Source organism: Streptomyces vastus (assembly GCF_039532825.1).
Classification (GTDB): Bacteria; Actinomycetota; Actinomycetes; order Streptomycetales; family Streptomycetaceae; genus Streptomyces; species Streptomyces vastus.
In genome coordinates, this window is record NZ_BAAASJ010000072.1 from 84703 (window position 1) to 110898 (window position 26196).

Consider the following 26196-nt stretch of genomic DNA (forward strand, 5'->3'; position numbering starts at 1 on the left):
GGGCGGCGCATGTTCTGGCCGATGCTCGCGATCGCTGTGGGTTTCCTGGGAATCGCCGTGCTCGGCCTCCTCGCCGTCAGGGTCTTCCTCGAAGCCGAGCGCCTGGGCAGGCAGGTCACGGACTCCGCACGTCGGATCAGTCGCGCGGCAGAAGACCTGGAACGGGCCTCCGCGGCCGCGGCCCGCTCCGTGGACATGTTGTGAGGACGGCCACGGCTCGTTCTGTGGACGCGCTGTGAGTACGGTCCCGGTGGCCTGTGATTTCCGCGCCGTGTGCGGTTTCGTTCACTTCGCCCTGTCATCCTCACACCATCGGCGGGTACGCTGCTGATCGCGGCCCGGAGAACGAGGCCTGGGATCGCACTCGGAGGATGCAGGGCCATTGCCTGGCGTTTACTCCTCGGAGTTACGATTGCTGCTCACACGGGTCTCGGACAGGGCCCCGACGGGCGCACTACCACACAAGTCGCACGGCTTCGGTGGGAAAGTGGGGAATTATGGGTCAGGTCGGTATCTGGCAGATCGCTATCATTGCCGGGCTGCTTCTGCTGCTGTTCGGTGCGAAGCGGCTTCCGGACATGGCTCGCTCCCTGGGCAAGTCCGCCCGCATCCTCAAGAGCGAGGCAGCGGCCATGAAGAACGAAGGTACGGCCGAGAGCAATGCCGACTCGGGTACGGCGGAGCAGGCTCCGGCGCCCAAGACCATTCAGGCGGCTCCCGGTGACGTCACCACGGCCCGCCCCGTCGAGGAGCCCAAGCGCACGACGCAGGGCTGAGCTCCACAGAACTATCGCTGAGACACGGGCGGCCGGGCCCTACAGGCTGCCCCCCGAGACGAGGATGTGGGTTGCTCAAGTCCGCCCGCAAGAAGCCCAAGGACCCAGAGGGGCGGATGCCCCTGGTGGAGCACCTGCGCGAGCTGCGCAACCGGCTGGTCAAGGCGCTGTTCGCCATTGTGCCGTTGACGGTCCTGGCACTGTTCTTCGCCAAGGACATCGCGGAGTTCATCAGTGCGCCGGTGCCGACATGCAGTGAGGCGGAGGCGGCCGCGCAAGAGGGCCGCTGCGCCGTGCTGTCCCAGATGGGACTCACCTCGCCGTTCACCACGTACATGAAGGTGTCGCTCGTGGCCGCGCTGATCGTGGCGGCGCCGGTGTGGCTCTACCAGTTCTGGGCCTTCGTCGCGCCGGGACTGCACAGGAACGAGAAGAAGTACGCGCTCACCGTGGTGAGCATCGGTACGCCTCTCTTCCTCCTCGGCGCCTATCTCGCGCACTGGATCCTGCCCTACGCCGTGCGGACCCTGCTGGGCTTCAGCATCGGCGGCTCGGTCAACTACATCACCGTCGACGACATGATCGACATCTCGGTCAAGCTGACCCTTGCCTTCGGTCTGGCCTTCCAGCTGCCGATCGTGCTGTCCTTGCTGAACGTCGGCGGCGTTCTCAGCGGGCGGCGGATGCTGGGCTGGTGGCGCTCCATGGTGATGATCATCGCCGTGTTCGCGGCGCTGGTGACGCCCACCGACCCGGTGTCCATGATCGCCCTCGCGGTGCCCATGACCGCGCTCTACTTCGGCGCCGTCGCCTTCTCTCTGTTCAACGATCGTCGTCGGGCCCGTGGCCGGGGCCCCGAGCTGAGCGACGACGAGGCGTCCGACCTCGACCTCACGCCCGAGGCCATCGGCGAGGTCGAGGCGGTCTCGGCCGGACAGGCCGCCCTGCCGCAGCAGGCGGATTCCGACCGTGACCGGATCAACGGCTACGACGACGTGACCTGACGAGCGCGAGAAAGAACACCTCCAAAGGCCATGCGCGGGCCGGTGCGTCCCTGTGACGCACCGGCCGCGTCCGCGTCACAGCCGCACCCCGCGGCCGGCTGCCGGACCGGGCCGCCGAGACGCACGGCCCCCCGGCCCGGGCAGCGATCCGGATATTGATCGTCCTGTTGTCAGTGGCTGACGGTACGCTCGAAAGCACGATGACAGAGGATCTCTCACCGGCCGAGCGGTACGCGGCAGCGCGGCAGCGCGCTGTCGAGCAGGCCACGGCGCTCGCGTCCTTCCGCGATATGTACGACTTCGGCCTCGACCCCTTCCAGATCGAGGCCTGCCAGGCACTCGAAGCGGGCAAGGGTGTGCTGGTGGCCGCGCCCACCGGCTCGGGCAAGACGATCGTGGGCGAGTTCGCCGTCCACCTCGCCCTCCAGCAGGGCAAGAAGTGCTTCTACACCACGCCCATCAAGGCGCTGTCGAACCAGAAGTACACCGATCTGGCACGGCGTTACGGCGCCGAGAAGGTCGGCCTGCTCACCGGCGACAACAGCGTCAACGCCGATGCCCCGGTGGTCGTGATGACCACCGAGGTCCTGCGCAACATGCTTTACGCGGGCTCGCAGACCCTCCTCGGCCTCGGTTACGTCGTCATGGACGAGGTGCACTACCTCTCCGACCGCTTCCGCGGCGCCGTCTGGGAGGAAGTGATCATCCACCTCCCCGAGTCGGTGACCCTGGTGTCGCTCTCGGCGACGGTGTCGAACGCCGAGGAGTTCGGCGACTGGCTCGACACCGTCCGCGGCGACACCGAAGTGATCGTCGCCGAGCACCGGCCTGTCCCGCTGTTCCAGCACGTACTGGCCGGACGCCGCATCTACGACCTCTTCGAGGAGGGCGAGGGGCACAAGAAGGCCGTCAACCCCGACCTCACCCGCCTGGCCCGTATGGAGGCGACCCGGCCCTCGTATCAGGACCGCAGACGGGGCCGCAACATGCGCGAGGCCGACCGCGAGCGCGAGCGGCGGCAGAGATCGCGCGTGTGGACACCGGGCCGTCCCGAAGTCATCGAACGGCTCGACGCCGAGGGACTGCTGCCCGCCATCACGTTCATCTTCAGCCGCGCCGCCTGCGAGGCCGCCGTCCAGCAGTGCCTGTACGCGGGCCTGAGACTGAACGACGACGAGGCACGCCACAAGGTCCGCGCCCTCGTCGAGGGACGTACGTCCTCGATACCGGCCGAGGACCTCCACGTCCTGGGCTACTACGAGTGGCTGGAAGGCCTGGAGCGCGGCATCGCGGCCCACCACGCGGGCATGCTGCCGACGTTCAAGGAGGTCGTCGAGGAGCTGTTCGTACGCGGCCTGGTCAAGGCCGTGTTCGCCACCGAGACCCTCGCCCTCGGCATCAACATGCCCGCCCGCTCGGTGGTGTTGGAGAAGCTCGTCAAGTGGAACGGCGAGCAGCACGCCGACATCACACCCGGCGAGTACACCCAGCTGACCGGCCGTGCGGGGCGCCGTGGCATCGATGTCGAAGGACACGCCGTCGTGCTGTGGCAGCGCGGCATGAGCCCGGAGCACCTCGCCGGCCTCGCGGGCACGCGTACGTACCCGCTGCGCTCCAGCTTCAAGCCGTCGTACAACATGGCGGTGAACCTCGTCGAGCAGTTCGGCCGGCACCGCTCGCGCGAACTCCTGGAGACGTCCTTCGCACAGTTCCAGGCCGACAAGTCGGTCGTCGGGATCTCTCGCCAGGTGCAGCGCAACGAAGAGGGTCTTGAGGGCTACAAGGCCTCCATGACCTGCCACCTGGGCGACTTCGATGAGTACGCGCGACTGCGTCGCGAACTCAAGGACCGCGAGACCGAGTTGGCCAAGCAGGGCGCGGCGCAGCGGCGTGCGGAAGCGGCCGTGGCGCTGGAAAAGCTCAAGCCCGGCGATGTGATCCACGTGCCGACCGGCAAGTTCGCGGGACTCGCGCTGGTGCTGGACCCCGGGCTGCCCGCCGGGCGGTCCAACGGCCACCGCGGCTTCGAGCACCACGACGGGCCGCGGCCCCTCGTCCTCACCGCCGAGCGGCAGGTCAAACGCCTCGCGTCGATCGACTTCCCGGTGCCCGTCGAGGCGCTGGAGCGGATGCGCATCCCGAAGTCGTTCAACCCGCGCTCGCCGCAGTCGCGCCGCGATCTCGCGTCCGCGCTGCGCACGAAGGCCGGGCACATCGTTCCCGACCGGCACCGCAAGCGGCGCTCCGATGCCGTCGACGACCGGGAGATCGCCCGGCTGCGCACCGCACTGCGCGCCCACCCCTGCCACGGGTGCAACGACCGGGAAGACCACGCTCGTTGGGCCGAGCGCTACCACCGGCTGCTGCGCGACACCTCGCAGCTGGAGCGGCGCATCGAGGGGCGGACGAACACCATCGCCCGTACGTTCGACCGCATCGTCGCGCTCCTGACCGAGCTCGACTATCTGCGCGGCGACGAGGTCACCGAGCACGGCAAGCGGCTCGCCCGGCTCTACGGAGAGCTGGACCTGCTCGCCAGCGAATGCCTGCGCGCCGGCGTCTGGGAGGGCCTCGCCCCGGCCGAACTGGCGGCGTGCGTCTCGGCGTTGGTGTACGAGGCCCGGGTGGGCGACGACGCGCTGGCACCGAAGCTGCCGTCCGGAAAGGCCAAGGCCGCGCTTGGTGAGATGGTCCGCATCTGGGGCCGCCTGGACGCCCTGGAGGAGGAGTTCCGGATCAGCCAGACCGAGGGCGTCGGCCAGCGCGAGCCGGACCTGGGCTTCGCCTGGGCCGCGTACGAATGGGCCTCCGGCAAGGGGCTCGACGAAGTGCTCCGCGAGGCCGAGATGCCCGCCGGTGACTTTGTGCGCTGGTGCAAGCAGGTCATCGACGTACTCGGCCAGATCTCGGCGGCGGCGCCGGTGTCCGGCACCAAGGACTCCACCGTGGCGAAGAACGCGCGGAAGGCTGTGGACGGCCTGCTGCGGGGGGTCGTCGCTTACTCGTCGGTGGGGTGAGCGGGCGTTCGTCTGCCGGCACCGGCCTCCCTCGCGTCAGACGCTGAGCGACTCCAGGTACGCGCGCCAGCCCCCGTACTCCGTGATGTCCCGTGCATCGTCGAGCGCGTCCGGCTCGCACAGGAATCCCGGTACGTCACTGCCGTCGGCCAGCGTGACCCGGCCCAGCGTCATCGGCCGGGGCAGCGCGGCGGTGAGGCGGCCGAGACCCTCGGCGGGCAGTCGCCAGACCTCGGCCTCGATCGCGGCTCCGTTCGCGCCGTCGTGGACCAGGCCCGGCTTGGGCGGGTCGGTGGTCAGGGCGTGCAGCCGGTAGACGGGGGCGGTCTTGGTCGTACGTTCCAACTGGCCGCCCAACGCGAGGAGTTGCCCGTTCAGGGGCTGGTCCGACAGGTGCGCGCCGAGCACGGCGAGCCGGACGGGCGGCGCTTCCAGGGTTCGGGCGATGCGGGCGAGACGTTCGTCGGTGAACGCGGGGCCGATCAGCATGACGCCGAAGGGGAGCCCCGCCACCTGGCCCGCAGGGACGGCGACTGCGGCCAGGTCGAAGAGGTTGGTGGAGTTGGTGAAGCGGCCGAGGCGGGCGTTCGTGCCCAGCGGGTCGGCGGCCACCTCGGCGAGGGTGGGATGGCCGGGAGCTGTCGGCAGAAGCAGGGCGTCCGCGTCACCGAGTGACTCCAGAGCGCGGGCGCGCAGGGCTGTCAGGCGGTCCTGGTCGGCGAAGAGCTGGTGCGCCGGGATGTCCCGGGCCCGGGTGATGATTCCGGCGACCGTGGGATCGAGGCCGTCGCCGCCCTCGGAGAGCAACTTGTCGACGAAGCTTCCTACGGCTGTGTAGCGCTCGGCCACGAAGGCGCCTTCGTAGAGCATCGTGGCGGCCTCCGTGAAGGGGGCGAGGTCCATGGTGCGCAACTCGGCGCCTGCGGCACGTAGTTGGGTCACGGCTGCCTCGTATGCACTGGGCCAGCCCTCGTCCATTTCGCCGAGCTGGTCCCGGGGCGGGACGGCTATGCGCCAGGGGCCCGGGGTGCGCTGGCGGAGTGCGGGGAGTTCTCGGGCGGGTGGGGCGGTCATGTGGGCGAGGGCCTGTTCCGCCTCCGGGAGGGTGCGGGCGAAGACCGTTACGCAGTCCAGGGAGGCGCAGGCCGGGACCACGCCTTGCGTGGGGACGAGGCCTCGGGTGGGTTTCAGGCCGACGATTCCGTTGAATGCGGCGGGGACGCGGCCGCTGCCCGCGGTGTCCGTGCCCAGCGCGAAGTCGACGATGCCGAGCGCTACCGCTACGGCTGAGCCGGAGCTGGAGCCGCCGCTGATTCTCTGCGGGGCGATGGCGCCCCGCACCGCGCCGTGGGGGGAGCGGGTGCCTACGAGGCCTGTGGCGAACTGGTCCAGGTTCGTGGTGCCGAGGACTATCGCGCCTGCCGCGCGTAGGCGGGCGACCGCTGGGGCGTCTGCCTCCGGCTGGTACGCGTAGGGAGGGCAGCCGGCGGTTGTGGGCAGTCCGGCTACGTCGATGTTGCCCTTCGCTGCGAACAGTCGCCCTGCGAGGGGGAGGTGTTCGCCTGCGGCGAGGCGGGCGTCTATGGCTCGGGCTTCCTCTTCCACCTCGTTCTGGGGGCGCAGGTCGACCCAGACCTCGGGGCGGTTCGCGGCCCCGATGCGTGCGTATGCCATGCGGACGCGGGTCAGGGTGTGGGCCGAGGTCTGGGGCGACATCTGTGCTCCTTGGTGGGGTTTCGTTGTCGGGTGCGGCCCGGTGGCCGTCTGTGCCCACCCGTTCCGCCCTGCGGAACGCCTGCTCACAGACGGGCGGGGCGCCTGCCCGGGCGGAGTCAGCTCGTGGGCGCCAGCACCAGTAGGGCCGTGCCCGGTTCCACCTGGGCGCCCGGCTTGGTGAGGATCTGTGTCACCATGCCGTCCATCGGTGCGTGCACCCTTGACTCCATCTTCATGGCTTCCAGGGCGAGGAGCGGCTGGCCCATGGTCACCTCGTCGCCCTGGGCGACGTTCAGCTGCCAGACCGACGCGGCGAACTCGGCCTCCACCAGGTGGCCGCCCGGTGGGACCGTCACCTCCGGCCGGGCTGGTGCCGGAGCCGAGGCCGTCTCCGCCCTGGTGAACTCGCCCGATGCCTCCCAGGCGTCCCGTTCCGCCGCGAAGGCTGCGCCCTGGCGGGTCCTGAACTCGGCGATCGAGCCGGCGTTCTCGGTCAGGAACGCCTCGTGCTCGGCGAGTGAGAAGACGCCCTCCTCGATCTGTGGCACGAAGCGGCCCGAGATGATGTCGGCCCGTAGTTCCAGCAGTTCGTCCGGGGTCACCGGGTACCACTTGATGCGGTCGAAGAAGCGCAGCAGCCAGGGGGAGCCGGGTTCGAAGGCGCCGCGTTGCTGCCAGCCGGACCAGACCTGGGTCGTGCGGCCGACGAACTGGTAGCCGCCGGGGCCCTCCATGCCGTAGACGCAGAGGTACGCGCCGCCGATGCCGACCGAGTTCTCGGCGGTCCAGGTGCGGGCCGGGTTGTACTTCGTCGTGACCAGGCGGTGGCGGGGGTCCAGCGGTGTGGCCACCGGAGCGCCCAGGTACACATCGCCCAGGCCGAGGACCAGGTACTCGGCGTCGAAGACAGTCCGGTACACGTCCTCCACCGAGTCCAGGCCGTTGACCCGGCGGATGAACTCGATGTTCCAGGGGCACCAGGGCGCGTCGTCGCGGACACCCGCCATATAGCGGGCGATCGCCTCGCGGGTCGCCGGGTCGTCCCAGGACAGGGGGAGGTGGACGGTGCGGGACGGCACGACCAGTTGATCCGTCGAGGGCAGCGTGGCCACCAACGACCGTACCGCCGTGAGGAGTTGGCGTTGAGGGAGGCGGCGTGGATCCGTCTGGATCTGGAGGGAGCGGATGCCCGGCGTGAGGTCGGTGACTCCGTCGAGGCGGGCCTTTGCCACCGCCTCCATCAGGGCGTGCACCCGCATACGCAGCGCCAGGTCCAGCTGCATGGGACCGAATTCGACCAGCAGATGGTCGTCGCCGCTGCGCCGGTACGTCACGTCGCCGTCCCGCGCCAGCACGCCTCCGTCCACGATCGCGGGCCGCGCCGCACCCTCCCCCGCTCTCGGCTCCTCCCCCACTCTCGGCTTCGCTCGAGCGGGGGGACCCCCATGAGCGGGGGGACCCCCATCGTCCACCGGTACGAAGCGCACGGTGTCCCCGGGACGCAGCTGGCCGAGCTTCCAGCGCTCCGCGCTGAGGACTGTCGCCGGGCACACGAACCCGCCGAGCGAGGGGCCGTCGGGACCGAGCAGGACCGGCATGTCGCCCGTGTAGTCGACGGCGCCGACCGAGTACGGGGTGTCGTGGATGTTGGAGGGGTGCAGGCCCGCCTCGCCGCCGTCGGTGCGGGCCCAGCGGGGCTTCGGACCGACCAGCCGTACACCCGTGCGTGCCGAGTTGAAGTGCACCTTCCAGCCGGCCGCGTAGAAGTCGTGGATGTCCTCCTCGGTGAAGAACTCCGGTGCGGCGTGCGGGCCTTCGAGCGCGCCCACCTGCCATACGGCGCCGAACACGGGCCGCTCGCCCTCCGGCACCACCGTCCCGGAGGACGCGATCGCGCCCCCGTGCAGCACGTCCCCGGTCCGCAGCGCCCGCCCGCCGTGGCCGCCGAACCGGCCCAGCGTGAAGGTCGAGGCGCTCCCCAGGAACGCCGGGACATCCAGGCCGCCCGCGAAGAGTACGTACGTCCGCAGGCCGTGCTCGGCAGGAGTGCCGATCTCCAGCACGGCCCCAGCCGGAACCGTCACCGGCTCCCACTGCGAGACCGCCCCGCCGTCGACCGTCACCGCCGCCGGAGCACCCGTGACACACACCGTCGTCGCGTGCGTGAACCTCAAGGACGGTCCCCGCAAGGTGCATTCGAGGCCGGGCGCCCCCTCGTCGTTGCCCAGCGCCCGGTTGCCGAGCCGGAACGACAGGTCGTCCATCGGCCCGCACGGCGGCACGCCCACCTGCCAGTAGCCGGTACGCCCCGGCCAGTCCTGGACCGTCGTCAGCGTCCCGCCGGAGACGACCTCGATACGCGGCGTGGGGTCGCTCACGCCCGCGAGCGTCGCCGTCGAGTGCGAGGCCGTCCGGAAGTCGTCCGACGCGAGCGCCGCCCGCACCAGCCCCAGGTTCGTCTCGATGCCGTCGACGCGGGTCGCGGCCAGCGCCTCGTCCAGCCGTGCCAGAGCCTGCGCACGGTCGGAGCCGTACGCGACGATCTTCGCGAGCATGGGGTCGTACGACGTGGTGACCTCGGTGCCCGTTTCGACCCAGCCGTCCACGCGTACGCCAGGCGGGAATTCGACCCGGGTCAACAGGCCCGCGCTGGGGCGGTGTTCACGCGAGGGGTCCTCGGCGTACACGCGGGCCTCGACAGCATGACCGCGCGGCGCCCCAGCGTCTCGTACGACATCGAAGTCCCCGCGCGCCAGACGCAGCATCCACGCGACGAGGTCGACGCCATAGATCTCCTCGGTGACCGGATGCTCCACCTGGAGCCGGGTGTTGACCTCCAGGAAGTACGCCTCCTTGTGCACCGCGTCGTACACGAACTCGACGGTTCCGGCGGAGCGGTAGTCGACCGAGGCGCACAAGTCCCGGGCAACGGTTGCCAGTTGCTCGCGTACGTGCGCGGGGAGCCCGGGTGCTGGTGCCTCCTCCACCACCTTCTGGTTGCGGCGCTGGAGCGAGCAGTCGCGGTCGCCGAAGGTGACGACGCGGCCCGCGCCGTCGCCGAAGACCTGCACCTCGACATGACGGGCGTGTTCGACGAGCCGCTCCAGGAACACCCCGGCCGAGGAGAAGGAGGCCGCGGCGACGCGCTGCACCCGGTCCCAGGCCTCGGTCAGCTCATCGGCGGAGCGACATGCCGACATCCCGATACCGCCCCCGCCACCCGTCGCCTTGAGCATCACCGGGTAGCCGATGCGGTCCGCGGCCACCAGAGCCTCGTCCACCGAGGCGAGCAGGCCCGTGCCCGGAGCCAGCGGCACCCCGGCCGCCTCCGCTGCCGCCCGGGCCGTGTGCTTTGCCCCGAACAGCTCCAGCTGCTCCGGCGTCGGGCCCACGAACACGATTCCGGCGTCCTCGCAGCGCCGCGCGAACGCCGCGTCCTCGGAGAGAAAGCCGTAGCCCGGGTGGATCGCTCCGGCACCCGTGTCCTTCGCCGCCTTCAGGACGAGATCGGCGTCGAGATACGACTCCTTGGCGGGCGCCGGGCCCAGCCGGACGGCTGTGTCGGCCAGGCGCACATGGGGTGCCGAGCGGTCGGCGTCGGAGTACACCGCGACCGTACGCAGGCCCAACTCCCGTGCTGTCCGCAGGATCCGGGCCGCGATCTCGCCCCGGTTGGCGACGAGAAGCGTGTCGAAGGCCGTTTCCCCGTCGCTCATCGAGCGCCCGCCTCAGAGATGGTCATCTCCACGGCCGTCGGCTCGAAGCCGTTGCAAGGGTTGTTGATCTGCGGGCAGTTGGAGACCAGGACGAGTACGTCCCGCTCGGCGCGCAGCGTCAGCTTCAGGCCCGGGGCGGAGAGACCGTCGACGATGCCGAGGGTGCCGTCCTTCTCGACCGGCACGTTCATGTACCAGTTGATGTTCGAGACGAGATCGCGCTTCCCGAGGCCGTACTTGGCGCCCTCCGCGAGGAAGTTGTCGACGCACGCGTGCTGCGACCAGGTGTGGTGGCCGTAGCGCAGGGTGTTCGATTCCTTGGAGCAGGCACCGCCCACCGTGTCGTGGCGGCCGACCTCGTCCTCGACCACGGTCATCAGCGGGGTGTGCTCGTTGGACATGAGCACGCTGCCGGTGGTCAGGAAGATGTTGCCCTGGGCGTGGATCGTGTCGGGCGCGCTGTAGCGGACGGCCGTGTCATGGGCGTCGTACGCGAGGAAGTCGACGGCCTGGTTGCCGTGCAGGTCGGTGATGGTGAGCGTCTCGCCGCTCCGCACGATGGCGGACCAGGCGGAGCGGGCCGGGACGACGGTTGTGGTGACGGTCATGCGAGCCCCCTCGCGGCAAGGAATTCGGCGGTGTTGAGGAAGGCACGGCGGCCCTCGGGGGAGGCCTCCCACAGCGGGTCGCCGGGTGGGGTGGCCTCGGCGCGCCAGGCCAGCACCTCCAGCGGGGTGCTGGTGTAGTCGGCGCGCGGGTCGGCCGGGTGGGGCACATTGGCGAGCAGCACCGTGACGTCCTGCTCGGCCCGGAGCGTCACGCTCGCGCCCGGTCCGGCCGAGCCGGTGAAGTCGAGGGCGCCGTCGTCGCGTACCTCCACGCCCTGGAAGAAGGACAGGGACGGAGGGAGATCCCGGGGTGCGAGACCGTTCTTCGCGGCGGCCAGCTTGAACAGCTCACGCCCGGCCGGGGACGCGGACTGCGGCGTTCCGTCCCCGTACCGCTGCGTGTTCCGTACGAGGGTGGAGGTGCCGCACAGCGCGTCGTGCCGACCGGATGTGTCGGCGATCACCGAGGCGAGGACCCGGCCCTGGTCGGAGAGGAGCAGCCGGTTCTCGCCGACGTAGGCGTTCCACTGGATCTTGACCGTGTCCGCCACGTTCAGGCGCTCCCAGGGCCGGTCGGCGGCGAAAAGGAGCAGATGCGCACAGGCTTCGCCTCTGAGGTCGGTCAGCCGCAGTTCCGTGCCGCGGGCCAGCACCCTGTGCGTGTAGTTGCCGCCAGCCACCGTTTCCGCCCACACCAGATGGCCCGCCTCGCAGGGCGGTGCGGGCCAGGCGCTCGCCGGGACGACCGGCATCGCCTCGGCGCGGGTGCCTTCTTGTGCGCGGGCGTGCGCCCGGGCTCCGTACGTGGTCGCTGTCGCCATCGCGGGACCTCCGGCTCGGCAGGGGCGGTCGTGTCGGTACGTCATGTCGGTACGTCTTGTCGGTACGTCATTTCTGTCGCCCGACAGAAATTAGGAGCCGGGCGGGTCGGCGCCGTTGCCCGGGCGTTGCCGCCCGGTTACCGATGTCTCACCGAGATCGCCGTATGGGCCCGTGTGCGACGATCGAAGGCATGGGTACCAGCGGACGACGAGTGGGCAGGCCACGGGCCGAGCGGCGACCGGACAGCGGTCTCTCGGCGCGTGACGAACTGCTTGCCGCCGCCGCGGAGTTGTTCACGACGCGCGGGTACGCGGCCACGACCACCCGGGCCGTCGCCGAGCGGGCGGGCATGCGCCAGGCGTCCATGTACCACTACGTCTCCGGCAAGGAGGAACTGCTCGCCGAGCTCCTGGAGTCCACCGTCACGCCGTCGCTGGCCTTCGCCCGGGAGCTCCTCGCCGAGGACCGGACCCCGGCCGAGGACCGGCTGTGGGACCTGTGCCGCACGGATGTCCAGCTGCTCTGCGGCGGTCCGCACAATCTCGGTGGGCTCTATCTGCTGCCCGAGGTGCGCGCCGAACGCTTTGCCGGCTTCCATGCCGTACGGGCCGAACTCAAGGATGCCTACCGGCAGTTGATCGCCGCGACCGAGGCGGGCGGCGCGCTCGCCAAGAGTGAGCTGGATCTGCGGACGGATCTGGTGTTCGGACTGATCGAAGGCGTCATTCTGGTCCACCGCTCCGACCCCGAGCGGCCCGCCTCGGCCTTCGCCGAAGCCACCGCGGATGCGGCGCTGCGGATCGCGGGAATCTGAGCCGGAATTCGCCTCGGCGGGCCGGGTCTCACCCCTTCTGATGAGGGTTTTCGTGCACCCGTACGCGGTGACGCACGGTGTTCGAAACGTGCCCGAGCGTATAAATGGGGCCGAGCGTACTCCTGTCGCGCGGGCGATTTCAGGTGCTTGCCGAATATGACTTGGCGATGATCCGGTCGGACTAAGCTCGCCCGCGGCGCACCGAGTTGCGGTGTATTCGTGCGCTTGTTCCCCAATGTTCTGAAAGTCATGAGAACTCCCCCCAGATCCCCAGCCGATTTGTCTTAGAGGGCACACATGGTGAGTGTTCAATCGCCTCCCGTTGGCCGTGAACTTCCTTACGCCCGAGTGCTGTTGTTGCCGGCCATACTGATGGCCGCGGCATCCGGAGCCGCCGTCGCCGTTGTCACGGAACCGGCCCGGGTCGCCGTCGGCTGGTGCGGAGGCATCGCGACACTCCTGGTGATCGCGACCGTCGCCGAAGCCGTCCGCCGCGGCAGACTCGTCCGAGCCGTCCGCGCCGAACTCGCGTGCCGGACGGCCTACTTGGAACAGCGCATCGCCGCCCAGGACGACGAGATCTTCCACCTCGGCAAGGAGCTGCTGCCCGCCGCGCTGTACCGGCTTCGCAGTGGAGATTCCCCCGATGTGGCGATCCGCAAAACCGCCGATGCGGACCCGGCCGTCCGGGAACTCCCCGAATCCCAGCGCGAGTTGCTGCGCATCCTGCTGCGCATCGTGGACCACGAGGAAGCGATGCGCGACTCCTCGCAGCGCGCATTCGTCAATATCGCCCGGCGCGTCCAGGCGATTGTCCACCAGCAGAACAAGGAACTGCGCGAGATGGAGGAGGACCACGGGCGCAACCCCGAGGTCTTCGACGACCTGCTGCGCATCGACCACGGCACTGCGCTGATCGGCCGCCTCGCCGACTCCATCGCCGTACTCGGCGGCTCCCGCCCGGGCCGCGTATGGCCTAAGCCCGTACCGCTCTACAGCGTGCTGCGCGGTGCCATGTCCCGGATCCTGGAGTACCGGCGCATCGAGCTGCACTCCATCGCCAAGGTCAACGTCAACGGCCCGTCGGTCGAACCGGTCATCCACGCCGCCGCGGAACTCCTGGACAACGCCACGCGCTACTCGCCGCCGCAGACCAAGGTGCACGTCACGGCCGTCGAGGTGCAGACCGGTGTCGCCATCGAGATCGAGGACGCCGGCGTCAGCCTCAGCGAGGAGGCGCGCCGCCGGGCCGAGGGCATGCTCGAGAAGGCCCAGGTCGGCATCGACCTCAACGACCTCGGCGACAGCCCGCGGCTCGGCATGGCTGTCGTGGGCCGCCTCACGCAGATGTACAAGATGCAGGTCTCGCTGCGGCAGTCCGCGTACGGCGGTGTCCGTGCCGTGATCGTCGTGCCCCGCGACATGCTCACCGAGGAAACCGCCCCCGCCCCCGGCCTCGCGCACGGCATCGGCGCCTCCTCCGTGCCCAAGGTGGACTTCGGCGGTGTCGAGGGACCGGAGCGCAAGCCCAAGCGGCGCCGTCCCACCACCGGCCCCCGCATCCCCGACTCCGTCGCCGAGATGGAGGACGACGTCCCCGAGGTCACTGAGTGGACGGCGAACGGTCTGCCGCAGCGCCGCAGCCGCGTCAAGATCCCGTACAGCCAGCGGATCGCCGAGGCCCGGGCGGCCGAGGCGGAGGCGGAGGCCGCGCGCAAGGAAGGCCGTCCCGTCATCGACTGGTCCCGTTCCTCCACCGCGGCGCAGCCCGAGCCGAAGAAGGACGAACCCGAACCCGGCCTGTGGGTCGAGGCGTTCATGGCCGGACTCAAGGGCGGGCCCGCCGACCAGGCTGACCAGGACGGCCAGGACAAGACACCGGGCGCGACGAACACTCCGGCCACTGCCGAGGCCGACGACGAGGGGGACCACAAGTGATCCAGCAGCGAGCCAACTTCGACTGGATGCTCAAGGAGCTGTCCGACGGGGTGCACGGGACCCGGCAGGTCGTCGTGCTCTCTGCCGACGGCCTGCGCATCGCCCGGTACGGCGGTGACCCCGACGCCGCCGACCGCATCGCCGCGGCCTGCGCCGGACTGCAGAGCCTCGCCGCGGCCGTCGCCACCGAGATCCCCGACACCGACGGACGGATGCGGATGGTGATCATTGAGATCCACGGCGGCTACTTCTACATGATGGCCGCGGGCCCGGGCGCCTATCTCGCCGTCCTCGCCGACGAGACCGTCGACGCCGGGCTCATGAGCAACCGCATGCGCGACCTCGTCGTACGGATCGGTGCCCACCTGACGAGTCCGCCCCGGCGGAACGGGACGGCCGTATGACTCCTCCGCAACGACGACGGCGCTTCCCCAAGGAACCGCCGGAGCACAGTCCCGAGAAGATGCCGGAGCCGGCAGCAGGAGACGGGCAGGGCGAGGCGAACCCGGGGAGGCTGTACATCCTCACCGGCCAGGTCGAGGAAGGCGATCGCGCCCAGCTCGACCTGGTGACCCTGATCGTGGCGAGTGACGACGCGCCGCCGCCCACCGCCCAGCCGGAGCAGTCGGCCCTGCTGCGGCTCTGCAGGACCCCTCTGTCCGTGGCCGAGATATCGGCCTATCTCAATCTGCCGTTCAGCGTGGTGACCGTACTGCTGACCGAGTTGCTGACGGCAGAACTGGTACAGGCGCGCGCCCCGATCGTCCGCTCGGAGCTGCCCGACCGTTCCCTCCTCGAAGCGGTGATGCATGGACTTCAAAAGCTCTGACACCATCACGGGCCCTCGCGCCGAGGACCATCTTCCACACACGGCGCAGGCCGCCGTGAAGATCGTGATCGTGGGTGGTTTCGGCGTCGGCAAGACGACCATGGTGGGTTCCGTCAGCGAGATCAGGCCGCTGACCACGGAAGAGACCATGACGCAGGCAGGCGTCGGAGTCGACGACAACTATGGCTCGGACAGCAAGACGGCCACCACCGTGGCCATGGACTTCGGCCGCATCAGCATCACCGAACAGCTGGTGCTGTACCTGTTCGGCACCCCCGGCCAGGAGCGCTTCTGGTTCCTGTGGAACGGGCTGTTCGAGGGCGCCCTGGGCGCGGTCGTACTGATCGACACCCGGCGCCTGGAAGTCAGCTTCGACGTCATCGGCCGCCTGGAGGAGCGCGGGGTCCCGTTCGTCGTCGCCGTCAACGACTTCCCGGACGCGCCCCGTTACCCCATGGAGGACCTGCGCGCCGCGCTCGACCTTCCCGAGGAGATCCCCATCGTGAAGTGCGACGCGCGCCGCAGGGCGTCCAGCCGTGACGTGCTGATGACCCTGATGCGCTTCCTGCACTCGATCGCCATGGCCTCCGCGTCCGCCTGACCGCCCGCCAACTGCCCGGACAACGGCCCCACTTCAGCTTCAACCACAGCTTCGAATCGACCCCGCCTCGAATTCGACCCCAGCTTCGAAAGCGACCACCGTGACGCCTGAATTCCACTCCCGAACCGGTATGGACGACCCCGGTATGTACGACCCCACGCCCGGCCCGCCGCCGGGCTGCCCGGCCCACGGCACGGGCCCCGGCGGACTGCGCCGCCTGTACGGCCCCGAGGCGGAGGACCTGGGAGCCCTGTACGAGAAACTCCGCGCCGAACACGGCAACGTCGCCCCCGCGCTGCTCCACAACGACGTGCCGATCTGGGTGGTGCTCGGCCACACCGAGAACCTGCACATGGTCCGCACCCCCTCGCAGTACACCCGGGACAGCCGCATCTGGAACCCCGTCCGGGACGGCACAGCGGGCCCGGACCACCCGCTCATGCCCCTCTTCGCCTGGCAGCCCATCTGCGCCATGGCCGAGGGCGACGAGCATCTGCGGCTGCGCGGGGCGGTCGTGGGCGCCATGTCGACGATCGACCACCGCGGCATCCGCCGCTACATCAACCGCGCGACACAGCGCCTGGTCAACCGCTTCTGCGAGGAGGGCAGCGCCGACCTGGTCAGCCAGTTCGCCGAGCACCTCCCGATGGCCGTGCTGTGCGAGATCCTCGGCATGCCCGAGGAGTACAACGACCGCATGGTGCACGCCGCCCGCGACATGATCAGGGGCACCGAGACCGCGATCGCCAGCAACGAGTACGTGATGGGCGCCCTGAACCGGCTCACCATCCGCCGTCGTGCCCAGCCCCAGGAAGACTTCACCAGCCACCTCGTCAGGCACCCGGCAGGGCTCACCGACGACGAGGTGGCTCAGCACCTGCGCCTCGTACTGATCGCCGCGTACGAGGCCACAGCCAACCTCATCGCCAACGTGCTGCGCATGGTGCTCACCGACCCCCGTTTCCGCGCCCAGCTCAACGGCGGCCAGATGACGGTGCCCGAGGCGGTCGAGCAGTCCCTGTGGGACGAGCCGCCGTTCAGCGCCGTCCTGGGCTACTTCGCCAAGCAGGAAACCGAGTTGGGCGGTCAGCGCATCCGCAAGGGCGACGGGCTGCTGCTCGGGATGGCACCGGGCAACGTCGACCCGCGCGTCCGCCCGGACCTCACTGCGAACATGCAGGGCAACCGCTCGCACCTCGCCTTCGGCGGCGGTCCGCACGAATGCCCGGGCCAGGACATCGGCCGTGCCATCGCCGACGTCGGCGTCGACAGGCTCCTGATGCGGCTGCCGGATGTCCAACTCGCCTGCGAGGAACACGAGTTGCGCTGGACCGCGTCCATCTCCTCCCGGCACCTCGTGGAGCTGCCGGTGACATTCATGGCGAAGCCGCCGCAGGACGACATGCAACAGCCCGGCGTACATCCCGCCGAGCAGCAGCCGCGTACGGACTGGCAGGTCACCACGCCCGCCCCGACGCCCGAACCCGTCACGGCACCGCAGCCCGCGACTCCCCAGCCCGAGTCCGCGGCTCCGCCCGCAGGACCGGAGCGCCGCCTCGGCGCCTGGCAGCGTTTCGTGCGCTGGTGGCGCGGCTACTGACGGGGCGCTGCTGACGGGGCGTCACTGACGGTCCCAGTTCTCGTACGCGGACCACGCCCCCAGCGTCCGGCCGCTCACGAACGAGTGGCTGTGTCCGGTGACCGGATCGGTGAAGTCCAGCGCCCGCGCCAGCAGTTGGAGCGGACGCCGGAAATCACCGGCCGGCACCGGTCCGGTCACCACCGGGTAGAGCGGGTCGCCGAGGATCGGCACACCCAGTGCGTTCATGTGCACCCGCAGCTGGTGGGTCTGCCCGGTGCGGGGCAGTAGCCGGTAGCGTGCGCGTCCGTCCCGGTGCTCGACCAGCTCGACCCGGGTCTCGGCGTTCGGCTCGCCCGGCACCTCGCGGGCGGCCATCACCCCGCGCTCCTTCTCGATCCGGCTGCGCACGGTCAGGGGCAGCACCAGGGACTCCCGGTACGGCGCCACCGCCTCGTACTCCTTGCGTACGAGGCGGTCGCGGAACAGCGACTGATACGCGCCGCGTTCCTCGGGCCGCACCGTGAACAGCACAAGGCCGGCCGTGAGCCGGTCGAGCCGGTGCGCCGCCGTGAGCGTCGCCATGCCCAGCTCCCGCCTCAGCCGCGCGAGGGCCGTCTCGGCGACATGACTGCCGCGCGGCGTCGTGGCCAGGAAGTGCGGCTTGTCGGCCACGACGATGTGCTCGTCGCGATACACCACCTCGAGGTCGAACGGCACCGGCACCTCGTCGGGCAGCTCCCGGTGGAACCACACGAACATCCCCGGCTCATACGCCGCGTCCGACGACACCGGCCGCCCGTCCGCCCCGATGATCAGCCCCGCGTCGAGCATCCCGTCGATCACCCCGGCCCCCGCCGCGAGCCGCTCCACCAGATGCTCCCGCACGGTGCCCCACGCCCCGTCGACCGGCAACCGCACCCGCACCGGATCCACCCCTTCGCGCTGCGGCAGGGGAGCGGGCGGAATGCGGTTTCTGCGTCTCACCTGGTCAAGCGTACGCAGCGGTCTCCGCGACCGTCGTACGCGCCTTGTACACCCGGTACGCGCCCCCGAGGACGAGTGTCACGCCGAGGAACAGCACGGTGAACCACTGGAAGTACCAGTGCCCGCCCGCCGGGTCGTACACCTCCGCGCGGGGCCAGGCGAGGTTGACCGTCATGAACAGGCCGTAGAACAGGGCGAGCGCGTTGACGGGGGCGCCCCAGCGGCCGAGGGAGAAGTACGGGCGGCCGGTCTCGTCGGTGCCTGCGGCTCCTTCGGCGGCGAAGTTGCCACGCAAGCGTTGCCAGAGCAGCGGTCCGGTCACCATCGCGTACGCGAGGTAGAGCATCACGATGCAGGTGGTGCCGATGGCCAGGAACGCCTCAGGCGAGGCGAAGTTGAGGAGCAGAAGGGCCGCGGCGAGGACACCGACGACCAGGGCGGGCGCGCTCGGCATTCCGGTGCGCGGGTTGACCTTCGCGAGCCGTCGGGAGAACGGCAGCTGGCCGTCGCGGGCCATCGAGAAGAGCATGCGGGAGGCCGCCGTCTGGATCGCGAGGGTCGCCACCGCGATGGCCACCACCACGTCGGCGAGCAGCAGCCGGCCCACCCCGTCGCCGAGGCTGCTGGTCAGGACGTAACTCAGGCCTTCGACGCCGAGCCGGCCGTCGGTCAGGCTGGGCGCGGCCAGCAGACCGCCGAGGATGATCAGGCCGCCGAGCAGGCCCGCCGCACCGAGCGCGGTGAGGATCGTACGGGGCGCGGTACGTCGCGGATGATGCGTCTCCTCGCTCATCTCACCCGCGCTGTCGAAGCCGATCATCACGTACGCCGCCGCGAACGAACCCACCAGAAGCGCCCCGAACAGGCCCGACTGGGCGGCCGTTCCGGTGTGGAAGGTGATGCCGGGAGAGCGCTCGGAGTGGGTGAGCAGGAGCACGATGATCAGGACGGCACCGATGATCTCGGCGGTGACGCCTACGCGGTTGATCAGGGACATCACGCGGATGTCGATGACGTTCACGAAGGTCGTCAGGACCAGCAGGAGCACCCCGAACACCGCCGCGTTGGCCGCGCCGCTCGCCGACGTCGGCGCCGGGTCGTCGCCGATCAGCTGGAAGCCGGACCAGATCGCGGGCAGCACCATCTGCAGGGCGAGCGCCGCGGCGGCGACCACCACGATCTGCCCGATCACCATGATCCAGCCGGCGAACCAGCCGAAGGTGAGGTTGGAGAGGCGGGACGACCACTGATAGATGGCGCCGGAGATCGGATAGCGCGCGGCGAGTTCCGCGAAGCAGGCGGCGACCAGCAACTGGCCGATCAGCACGGCCGGCCAGGTCCAGAAGAACACCGGGCCGCCGAAGGTGTAGCCGAACGCGAAGAACTGGAAGACGGTCGTCAGCACCGAGATGAAGGAGAACCCGGCGGCGAACGAGGCATAGCGGCCCAGGCTGCGATGCAGTTCCTGGCGGTAGCCGAACTCGGCGAGAGAGCCGTCGTCGGGGGAGCCCGGTGGCTCGGAGTGGACGTCGGACGGGGCGGTTGTCGTCACGGTGGCACCTGCCTTCGGCACAGGGGAGCGAAATGGGGACGGAAGGGGCGGACGGAACGGGGGCTGCGGAATTCCTGTCGGGCGACAGAAATTAGGGAGCGGCTGTTTCGCTCGCATAACGCGGTCATGTCTGCCGCGGGCCGAAGTCCTCACGCCCTTGCGAAGGTTGTCGAATCGCGATACATCGTGTGTGTTGACGTTCGAGGTTTACTCGCGATATGTTCGGCTACGGATATTCGGTGGCGAGGTGAGTGAGGTGGGCCGGGTGGCGGCCAAGCGCAGGAAGCTCGGCAATCCGCTGGCGCTCGCCGTGCTGGCGACGCTCTGGCAGAAGCCGATGCATCCGTACGAGATCGCCCAGACCCTGCGCCGCCAGGGCAAGGACACCAGTACGAAGATCAACTACGGTTCGCTCTACACGGTCGTGCAGAACCTGCAGAAGCACGGCTTCGTCGAGGTCACCGATGTGCAGCGGCAGGGCAACCGCCCCGAGCGCACCATCTACGGGCTCACCTCGGCCGGCCGCGAGGAGATGACCGAGTGGATGTCGGACCTGGTGGCGGTCCCGGCGCGGGAGTACCCGATCTTCGAAACCGCGCTCTCACTGATGGGGGTGCTGCACCCCGACGAAGTGACGCGGCTGCTGGAGGAGCGGCTCAAGTCGCTCGAGGTGCAGGCAGCAAGCGGTCGGGGAGCGCTGGAGAAGCTCTACGAGTCCCTGCCGCGGATCTTCCTGGTGGAGACCGAGTACCAACTGCACATGGTCGAGGCGCAGGCCGAGTGGGTCCGTGGCCTCCTCTTGGAGCTGAAGGACGGCTCTCTGCCCGGGGTGAAGGAGTGGCGGACCCTCCACGAGACGGGGGAGATACCGCCGGAGTTCCAGGACTTTCCGCAGGACATGGATGACCGCGCGGACCTGGCCGACCGCGTCGACTTGGAGGGCCGCGACACCGAGAAGTGATCGAGACGTGAACAGACCCCGGCAGGACTGTTGCAGCAGCCCCACCAGGGTCTCCAACCCCGAACTGACTCCGCCGTGAGGCACGCCAGGTGATCGAGGTGCGGCACACCCAGGATAGCCCGGCGCTCTTCACGCGGATCAGTCGTCATCCGCTCATGCGGATCCGTCCGCATCCGCTCATTCAGGAGAGCAGCCGTCATGAACACGCATGCGCCCGCAGTGGAGGCGCGCCAACTCATCAAGAACTACCCCGGTGAGGTCACCGCCCTCAGTGGCATGGACATCACCGTCGAGCCGGGCACGGTCTTCGGCCTCCTCGGCCCGAACGGCGCCGGCAAGTCGACCACCGTCAAGATCCTCACCACGCTGGCCCGCCCCGACTCGGGCACCGCCACCGTCGCCGGCCACGACGTGCTGCGCCACCCGGACCGGGTGCGCCGCGCGATCGGTGTGGTCGCGCAGAAGTCCGGCGCCGACCCGGTGGCCACCGGCCGCGAGAACCTCCAACTCCAGGGCAGGCTCTACGGATTGCGGGGCCGTCCGCTGAAGAACCGCGTCGACGAACTGCTGGCCCGCTTCCACCTTGCGGATGCGGCGGGCCGCCGGGTCAAGGGCTACTCCGGAGGTATGCAGCGCCGGCTCGACGTGGCGCTCGGTCTGGTCCACCGGCCCGAGGTGCTGTTCCTCGACGAGCCGACGACCGGCCTCGACCCCGAGGCACGTACGGCGATGTGGGACGAGATCGCCCGCCTCGCCGGTGACGAGGGCCTGACCATCCTGCTCACCACGCACTACCTCGAAGAGGCCGACCGGCTCGCCGAGCGCATCGCCATCGTCGACCGCGGCCGTGTCGTCGTCGAGGGCACCCCGGACGTCCTCAAGGGCGAACTCCGCGGCGACGCCGTCCATTTGGAGGTGCGCGAAGCGGTCGGCGAAGCCGGTCGTACGCTCCTGACGGACGCCCTGACCGCACTGCCCGGTGTGCACGAGGTGCTGTTCGACGGCCGACGGATCAGCGTCCGCGCAGCCGACGGGGCGGCCGCCGTACCTGCCCTGCTCGCCACCCTGGAGCGCGCCGGAGTCGGCGTCGCCGCCGCCACCGTGGCCCGCCCCTCGCTCGACGACGTCTACCTGCGCTACGCGGGCCGTCGTTACGCGGAGGCCGAAGCCGCCGCGGACACCACCGACCGCCTCGTACTCACCGGAGGTGCCCGATGAGCACCGAAACCCTCACTCAGACGTGGTACATGACACAGCGTCAGCTGATGTCGGTGCTGCGCCAGCCCGCGTACGTCGTCTTCATGCTGATTCAGCCGGCGATCTGGCTGTTCCTGTTCGGCAACCTCTTCAAGAAGGTCGTCGAACTCGGCGGCTTCGGCACGACCACGTATCTGGACTATCTGGTGCCGGGCATCGTCGTGATGAGCGCGCTCAGCTCCAACATGTGGGCGGGCATGGGCACTTTGGAGGAGATCGAGCGCGGCACGCTCAACCGGTTCCTGACCACTCCGGTGAGCCGCGGCGCCCTGATGAACGCCAACGTCGTACAGCAGGGGTTGACCACGGCGGTGCAGTCCGCGCTGATCATCCTCCTCGGGAAACTCGGCGGCGCGGACTATCCGGGCGGCGCCGCGGGCCTGGTCGTGCTCGTGGTCGCTGCCTCGCTGCTGGGCACGGTCTTCGGCGCGCTCTCCAACGCTGTGGGCATGCTGGTGCGCGAGCGGGAGTCGATCATCGGCATCAACACGTTCCTGCTGCTGCCGCTGACGTTCCTTTCCTCGGCCTTCATGGCGCCCTCACAGATGCCCGGCTGGATGCGACGCATCGCAGACTTCAATCCGCTCGACTGGGCGATGGTGGCGGGCCGTTCGGCCATGGCGGAGAACCCGGACTGGGGCGACGTACTCACCCGGGGCGGGGCGCTCCTCGCACTGGCGGTGGCGGCGGTGTGGCTGTCGACCCGCACGTTCCGGGCGTATCAGCGCTCGGTCTAGGAACGTTGTGCTGCGTCGGTGTGCGCGATCGTGCCCCAGCAAAGGGCACGGTCGTGCCCCGTCAGGGGCGCGGGGTTGTATCAATTTGCGGGCTCCGCCGCGATGGGGGTCCTCCCCGCTCATGGGGGTCCCCCCGCTCGAGCGAAGCCGAGAGTGGGGGAGAAGTCGAGAGTGGGGGAGCGACCAGCTACGACGAACCCGCACTCGCCTGTGAACCGATCCAGCCCGCCCGGTAGGCGCCCCCGCTCAACCGCCGGAGGCAGACGTGGCCTCCTGTTCGGCCTCCACCCGTGCGTTCCAGTCCTTCTTCGCCGCCTGCCAGCCGTCCTCGTTGTGGCCGAGGCGCCAGTAGCCGGAGATCGACAGGTGCTCGCGCGGGATCTGGTGCTCGACGCGCAGCAGCCGGCGCAGTTCCTTCACGAAGCCGGCCTCGCCGTGCACGAACGCGCACACCCGGCCCTCCGGGAACTCCAGCGCCTGTACGGCTTCGACGAGCGCCTCGCCGATCGGCCGGTCGCCGCGGTGCAGCCAGACGACCTCCACGTCGGAGGCGATCTTCTGCTCCTCGTCCCGGCCCTCGACCTCGACGAAGGCGTACACCTTGGCGCCGTCGGGCATCCCCTCCAGGGAGGCGGCGATCGCGGGCAGCGCGCTCTCGTCCCCGGCCAGCAGATGCCAGTCGGCCTCGGCATCGGGCGCGTACGCCCCGCCGGGGCCCAGGAACCGTACGATCTCGCCCTGCTGGACCCGAGTGGCCCACGGCCCGGCCAGGCCCTCGTCGCCATGGATGACGAAGTCGAGCGTCAGCTCGCGCAGTTCGGGGTCCCAGGCGCGCACCGTGTACGTACGCGTCACGGGCCACTGCTCGCGCGGGAACTCCTCGCGGATCCGGGCGATGTCGAAGGGCTCCGGATAGGTCACGCCCTCCGCTCCGAACAGCAGCTTGACGTAATGGTCGGTGCTGCTGCCCGCGGAGAATTCGGCGAGGCCTTCACCGCCGAGAACCACGCGCTGCATGTGCGGGGTGAGCCGCTCCGTGCGGATCACCCGCGCGGAGTGGGGCTTCGGAGCCCTGCGTGCCGGACGCTCTGCCATGACGGCCTCCCGAAATGTTACTAAGGCTTACCTAAGTTAGCACCTCTCTCTAGTTAACACCTCTCGCTCGATAAGTCGATGGCCACGCTTGGGGTGTTGATGACCACATCTTTGATCAGACGTAAGACTCGGCCGGAGGGTGAAGTGCAGGGTGTTACGGATCAGGATCCGAGTGTCACCAACAGCCGCTGCAGTGAGCCGCCCAGACCCCAGCGCGCCGCCAGCTCCTCCAGTGCCGCCGGGTCGCGCGGCGCGCTCGGCAGCGCCTTGTCCACCACCGGCAGTGGCACGTCGTCGGCCACCTTGATGACCTTGGGCGCGACAGCCACGTACGGCCGGGCCTCGTCGAGGCGCCTGCGCTGCGAGGGCGTGAGCTTCGCCTTCGGGTCGTCGACCGCCGCCATGATCCCGGCCAGGTCGCCGAACTCGGCCAGCAGTTTGGCGGCCGTCTTCTCGCCGATGCCGGGAACCCCCGGGAGCCCGTCGCTCGGGTCGCCGCGCAGCAGTGCCAGGTCCGCGTACCCCGGACCGTCCACCCCGTACTTCTCGCGCAGCAGCGCCTCGTCCGTGAGCTGCATGCTGCCCACGCCCTTGAGCGGATACAGCACCCGCACCTGCCGCTTGTCGTCGACCAGTTGGAACAGGTCGCGGTCGCCGGTGACGATGTCGACAGGGCCGGTGGCGCGGGCCGTGAACGTGCCGATCACATCGTCCGCCTCATATCCCTCCACCCCCACGCGTGCGATGCCCAGCGCGTCCAGGACGTCCTCGATGACCGGCACCTGGGGCGAAAGGTTGTCGGGCACTTCCTCCTCGTCCGGGCCGGTCTCGTGCTCCTCCGCGACGCGGTGCGCCTTGTAGGAGGGGATCAGGTCGACGCGCCACTGGGGCCGCCAGTCCGCGTCCATGCACGCGACGAGATCGTCCGGGTGGCGGTCCCGCACGAGGCGGTCGATGAATTCGAGCAGTCCCCGCACCGCGTTCACCGGTGTGCCGTCCGGAGCCTTCACGGAATCCGGGACTCCGAAATAAGCGCGGAAGTACAGCGAGGCGGTGTCAAGCAACAGAAGATTTCTTGGGCGGGTCGGCATGCGCACAGCATGCCACTGAGGGGCCCGACGCCCCAGCTCGACGGTGCCCCCGTGGGCACAAACGGGAACGGCGCGACCAGCTCCAACGAACCCGCACACCTCCTCAACGGCCGGAGGCAACCGTCAGCGACAAAAGGTCCCGCGCCGGTCCCGCAGGCCGATGCCCCACCGGCCACACCGCGCGGAGCGCCCGGCTGAGGCGTACGTCCGCCACAGGGATCGAGACGAGGCGGCGAGCCGACAACTCCTCGCCGAGAGCGAGCTCGCTCAGAACCGCCGGCCCCGCTCCACTGACCACAGAGGCCTTCACCGCCGTCGTGGACGACAGTTCGATCAACGGCCTGGCCAGGCCGCCGAGGGCCGCGTCCAGGACCTGACGCGTACCGGAACCCTTCTCCCGAAGGATCAGCGGCGTCGCCGCGAGCTCCGTCGCCTCGAGCGGCCGACGCCGTCGCGCCCACGGATGCCCGGGCGCCGTCACAACGATCAGCCGGTCGTGGGCGATGACCGCCGAGTCGAGCCCGGTCGGCACGGACAGCCCCTCCACGAAGCCGAGGTCGGCCTCGTCGGCGAGGAGCCGCTCGGCCACGGCAGCGGAGTTCCCGGCGAGCAGCGACACGGCCGTGTCCGGACGCTGGGCGCGCAGCGCGATCAGCCACCCCGGCAGCAGATACTCGGCGATCGTCATGCTCGCGGCGACCCGCAACCTCGAGTCACGCCGGTCGCGCAAGGCCTGCGCCCCGGCATCGAAGGCCTCCGCCGCCTCCACGATCCGCTGCGCCCAGTCCGTCACCAGCGCACCGGCGTCCGTGAGCCGTGACCCGGTGGGTGAACGGTCCACCAGAGCCACCCCCAACTGCCGCTCCATCGACCGGATCCGGCTGCTGGCCGCCGGCTGCGTGATCCCCAATTCCCGGGCCGCCCGCCCCAGACTCCCCAGCCGCGCCACAGCAAGCAGCAACTCCAAGGCCCCAAGCTCGGGCACTCGTCGGCCAAGCCCTCCGGAGGAGTCGGGAAACTCCTGTTCAGCCACGCTCATAAGCCCACTCTATGTGGGAGCGCCAAGCCCCTCGGGGCTCGCACCCGGCCTCCGGCG

The 26196-nt window shown here is 69.9% G+C and carries 22 protein-coding genes; 13 read left to right on the top strand and 9 right to left on the bottom strand.

The features are described from left to right. Window positions 1–9: 9 nt before the first annotated feature. The 4 genes from ABD357_RS26640 to ABD357_RS26655 all read left to right on the top strand — a co-directional run bounded on the left by ABD357_RS26640 (window position 10) and on the right by ABD357_RS26655 (window position 4797). Window positions 10–204 carry a hypothetical protein gene (locus ABD357_RS26640; RefSeq protein WP_344393502.1) on the top strand — a complete coding sequence of 65 codons (195 nt, stop codon included), beginning with the start codon at window positions 10–12 and terminating at the stop codon, window positions 202–204. A 293-nt stretch (window positions 205–497) separates the two neighbouring features. Then, window positions 498–776, top strand: coding sequence for a Sec-independent protein translocase subunit TatA (gene tatA / locus ABD357_RS26645; RefSeq protein ID WP_344393503.1), 279 nt, complete (start codon window positions 498–500; stop codon window positions 774–776). A 71-nt stretch (window positions 777–847) separates the two neighbouring features. Continuing rightward, window positions 848–1780: a twin-arginine translocase subunit TatC gene (gene tatC / locus ABD357_RS26650; RefSeq protein WP_344393504.1), complete on the top strand. Its 933-nt coding sequence runs from the start codon at window positions 848–850 to the stop codon at window positions 1778–1780. 155 nt (window positions 1781–1935) lie between these two features. Next, the gene (locus tag ABD357_RS26655) at window positions 1936–4797 is read left to right on the top strand and encodes a DEAD/DEAH box helicase (RefSeq protein ID WP_344393505.1); all 2862 of its coding nucleotides are present in this window, start codon (window positions 1936–1938) and stop codon (window positions 4795–4797) included. A 36-nt stretch (window positions 4798–4833) separates the two neighbouring features. Here the strand turns inward: ABD357_RS26655 and atzF are convergent, their stop codons facing one another. From atzF to ABD357_RS26675, 4 genes are all read right to left on the bottom strand, one after another. Beyond that, the gene (gene atzF / locus ABD357_RS26660) at window positions 4834–6513 is read right to left on the bottom strand and encodes an allophanate hydrolase (protein WP_344393506.1); all 1680 of its coding nucleotides are present in this window, start codon (window positions 6511–6513) and stop codon (window positions 4834–4836) included. A 116-nt stretch (window positions 6514–6629) separates the two neighbouring features. After that, a complete protein-coding gene (gene uca, locus ABD357_RS26665) occupies window positions 6630–10229 on the bottom strand; it encodes an urea carboxylase (RefSeq protein ID WP_344393507.1) in 3600 nt (1199 codons plus the stop codon). Beyond that, window positions 10226–10837 (bottom strand): urea amidolyase associated protein UAAP2, encoded by a 612-nt coding sequence (locus ABD357_RS26670; RefSeq protein WP_344393509.1) that lies wholly within the window; start codon window positions 10835–10837, stop codon window positions 10226–10228. Before ABD357_RS26670 ends, uca begins: the two co-directional genes overlap by 4 nt. Further along, a complete protein-coding gene (locus ABD357_RS26675) occupies window positions 10834–11658 on the bottom strand; it encodes an urea amidolyase associated protein UAAP1 (RefSeq protein WP_344393510.1) in 825 nt (274 codons plus the stop codon). The genes ABD357_RS26670 and ABD357_RS26675 overlap by 4 nt, the downstream gene beginning before the upstream one ends. 191 nt (window positions 11659–11849) lie before the next feature. Here ABD357_RS26675 and ABD357_RS26680 point away from each other — a divergent pair, with 191 nt between their 5' ends. The 6 genes from ABD357_RS26680 (at window position 11850) to ABD357_RS26705 (ending at window position 17441) form a co-directional block, all read left to right on the top strand. Next, window positions 11850–12473, top strand: coding sequence for a TetR/AcrR family transcriptional regulator (locus ABD357_RS26680; protein WP_344393512.1), 624 nt, complete (start codon window positions 11850–11852; stop codon window positions 12471–12473). A gap of 297 nt (window positions 12474–12770) precedes the next feature. Beyond that, entirely contained in the window at window positions 12771–14411 is a 1641-nt protein-coding gene (locus tag ABD357_RS26685) for a sensor histidine kinase (protein ID WP_344393514.1), read from the top strand. Then, window positions 14408–14815, top strand: a complete 408-nt coding sequence (locus ABD357_RS26690) for a roadblock/LC7 domain-containing protein (protein ID WP_344393515.1) — start codon at window positions 14408–14410, stop codon at window positions 14813–14815. Before ABD357_RS26685 ends, ABD357_RS26690 begins: the two co-directional genes overlap by 4 nt. Next, window positions 14812–15240, top strand: a complete 429-nt coding sequence (locus ABD357_RS26695; RefSeq protein ID WP_344393516.1) for a DUF742 domain-containing protein — start codon at window positions 14812–14814, stop codon at window positions 15238–15240. The genes ABD357_RS26690 and ABD357_RS26695 overlap by 4 nt, the downstream gene beginning before the upstream one ends. After that, complete coding sequence (locus ABD357_RS26700; protein ID WP_344393517.1) at window positions 15221–15841, top strand: GTP-binding protein; 621 nt, start codon at window positions 15221–15223, stop codon at window positions 15839–15841. The genes ABD357_RS26695 and ABD357_RS26700 overlap by 20 nt, the downstream gene beginning before the upstream one ends. Before the next feature lie 100 nt (window positions 15842–15941). Then, window positions 15942–17441 (top strand): cytochrome P450, encoded by a 1500-nt coding sequence (locus tag ABD357_RS26705; protein ID WP_425585019.1) that lies wholly within the window; start codon window positions 15942–15944, stop codon window positions 17439–17441. Window positions 17442–17462: 21 nt separating this feature from the next. Here the strand turns inward: ABD357_RS26705 and ABD357_RS26710 are convergent, their stop codons facing one another. Both ABD357_RS26710 and ABD357_RS26715 read right to left on the bottom strand, forming a co-directional pair. Further along, window positions 17463–18407, bottom strand: coding sequence for an RluA family pseudouridine synthase (locus tag ABD357_RS26710; protein ID WP_344393519.1), 945 nt, complete (start codon window positions 18405–18407; stop codon window positions 17463–17465). Between the two features lie 4 nt (window positions 18408–18411). Continuing rightward, window positions 18412–19959, bottom strand: a complete 1548-nt coding sequence (locus ABD357_RS26715) for an amino acid permease (protein ID WP_344393520.1) — start codon at window positions 19957–19959, stop codon at window positions 18412–18414. 265 nt (window positions 19960–20224) lie between these two features. Between ABD357_RS26715 and ABD357_RS26720 the strand changes: the two genes are divergently transcribed. The 3 genes from ABD357_RS26720 to ABD357_RS26730 all read left to right on the top strand — a co-directional run bounded on the left by ABD357_RS26720 (window position 20225) and on the right by ABD357_RS26730 (window position 22914). After that, window positions 20225–20920 carry a PadR family transcriptional regulator gene (locus ABD357_RS26720; RefSeq protein WP_344393653.1) on the top strand — a complete coding sequence of 232 codons (696 nt, stop codon included), beginning with the start codon at window positions 20225–20227 and terminating at the stop codon, window positions 20918–20920. A gap of 198 nt (window positions 20921–21118) precedes the next feature. Beyond that, window positions 21119–22138 carry an ABC transporter ATP-binding protein gene (locus ABD357_RS26725; protein WP_344393522.1) on the top strand — a complete coding sequence of 340 codons (1020 nt, stop codon included), beginning with the start codon at window positions 21119–21121 and terminating at the stop codon, window positions 22136–22138. Next, window positions 22135–22914, top strand: coding sequence for an ABC transporter permease (locus ABD357_RS26730; RefSeq protein ID WP_344393523.1), 780 nt, complete (start codon window positions 22135–22137; stop codon window positions 22912–22914). Before ABD357_RS26725 ends, ABD357_RS26730 begins: the two co-directional genes overlap by 4 nt. Before the next feature lie 246 nt (window positions 22915–23160). On the opposite strand, the gene ABD357_RS26735 is transcribed toward ABD357_RS26730, so the two are convergent. From ABD357_RS26735 to ABD357_RS26745, 3 genes are all read right to left on the bottom strand, one after another. Then, window positions 23161–24009: a siderophore-interacting protein gene (locus ABD357_RS26735; RefSeq protein ID WP_344393524.1), complete on the bottom strand. Its 849-nt coding sequence runs from the start codon at window positions 24007–24009 to the stop codon at window positions 23161–23163. A gap of 161 nt (window positions 24010–24170) precedes the next feature. Continuing rightward, on the bottom strand, window positions 24171–25100 hold the full coding sequence (locus ABD357_RS26740; protein ID WP_344393526.1) for a 5'-3' exonuclease: 930 nt from the start codon (window positions 25098–25100) through the stop codon (window positions 24171–24173). A 103-nt stretch (window positions 25101–25203) separates the two neighbouring features. Beyond that, entirely contained in the window at window positions 25204–26139 is a 936-nt protein-coding gene (locus tag ABD357_RS26745; protein WP_344393528.1) for a LysR family transcriptional regulator, read from the bottom strand. Window positions 26140–26196: the final 57 nt, after the last annotated feature.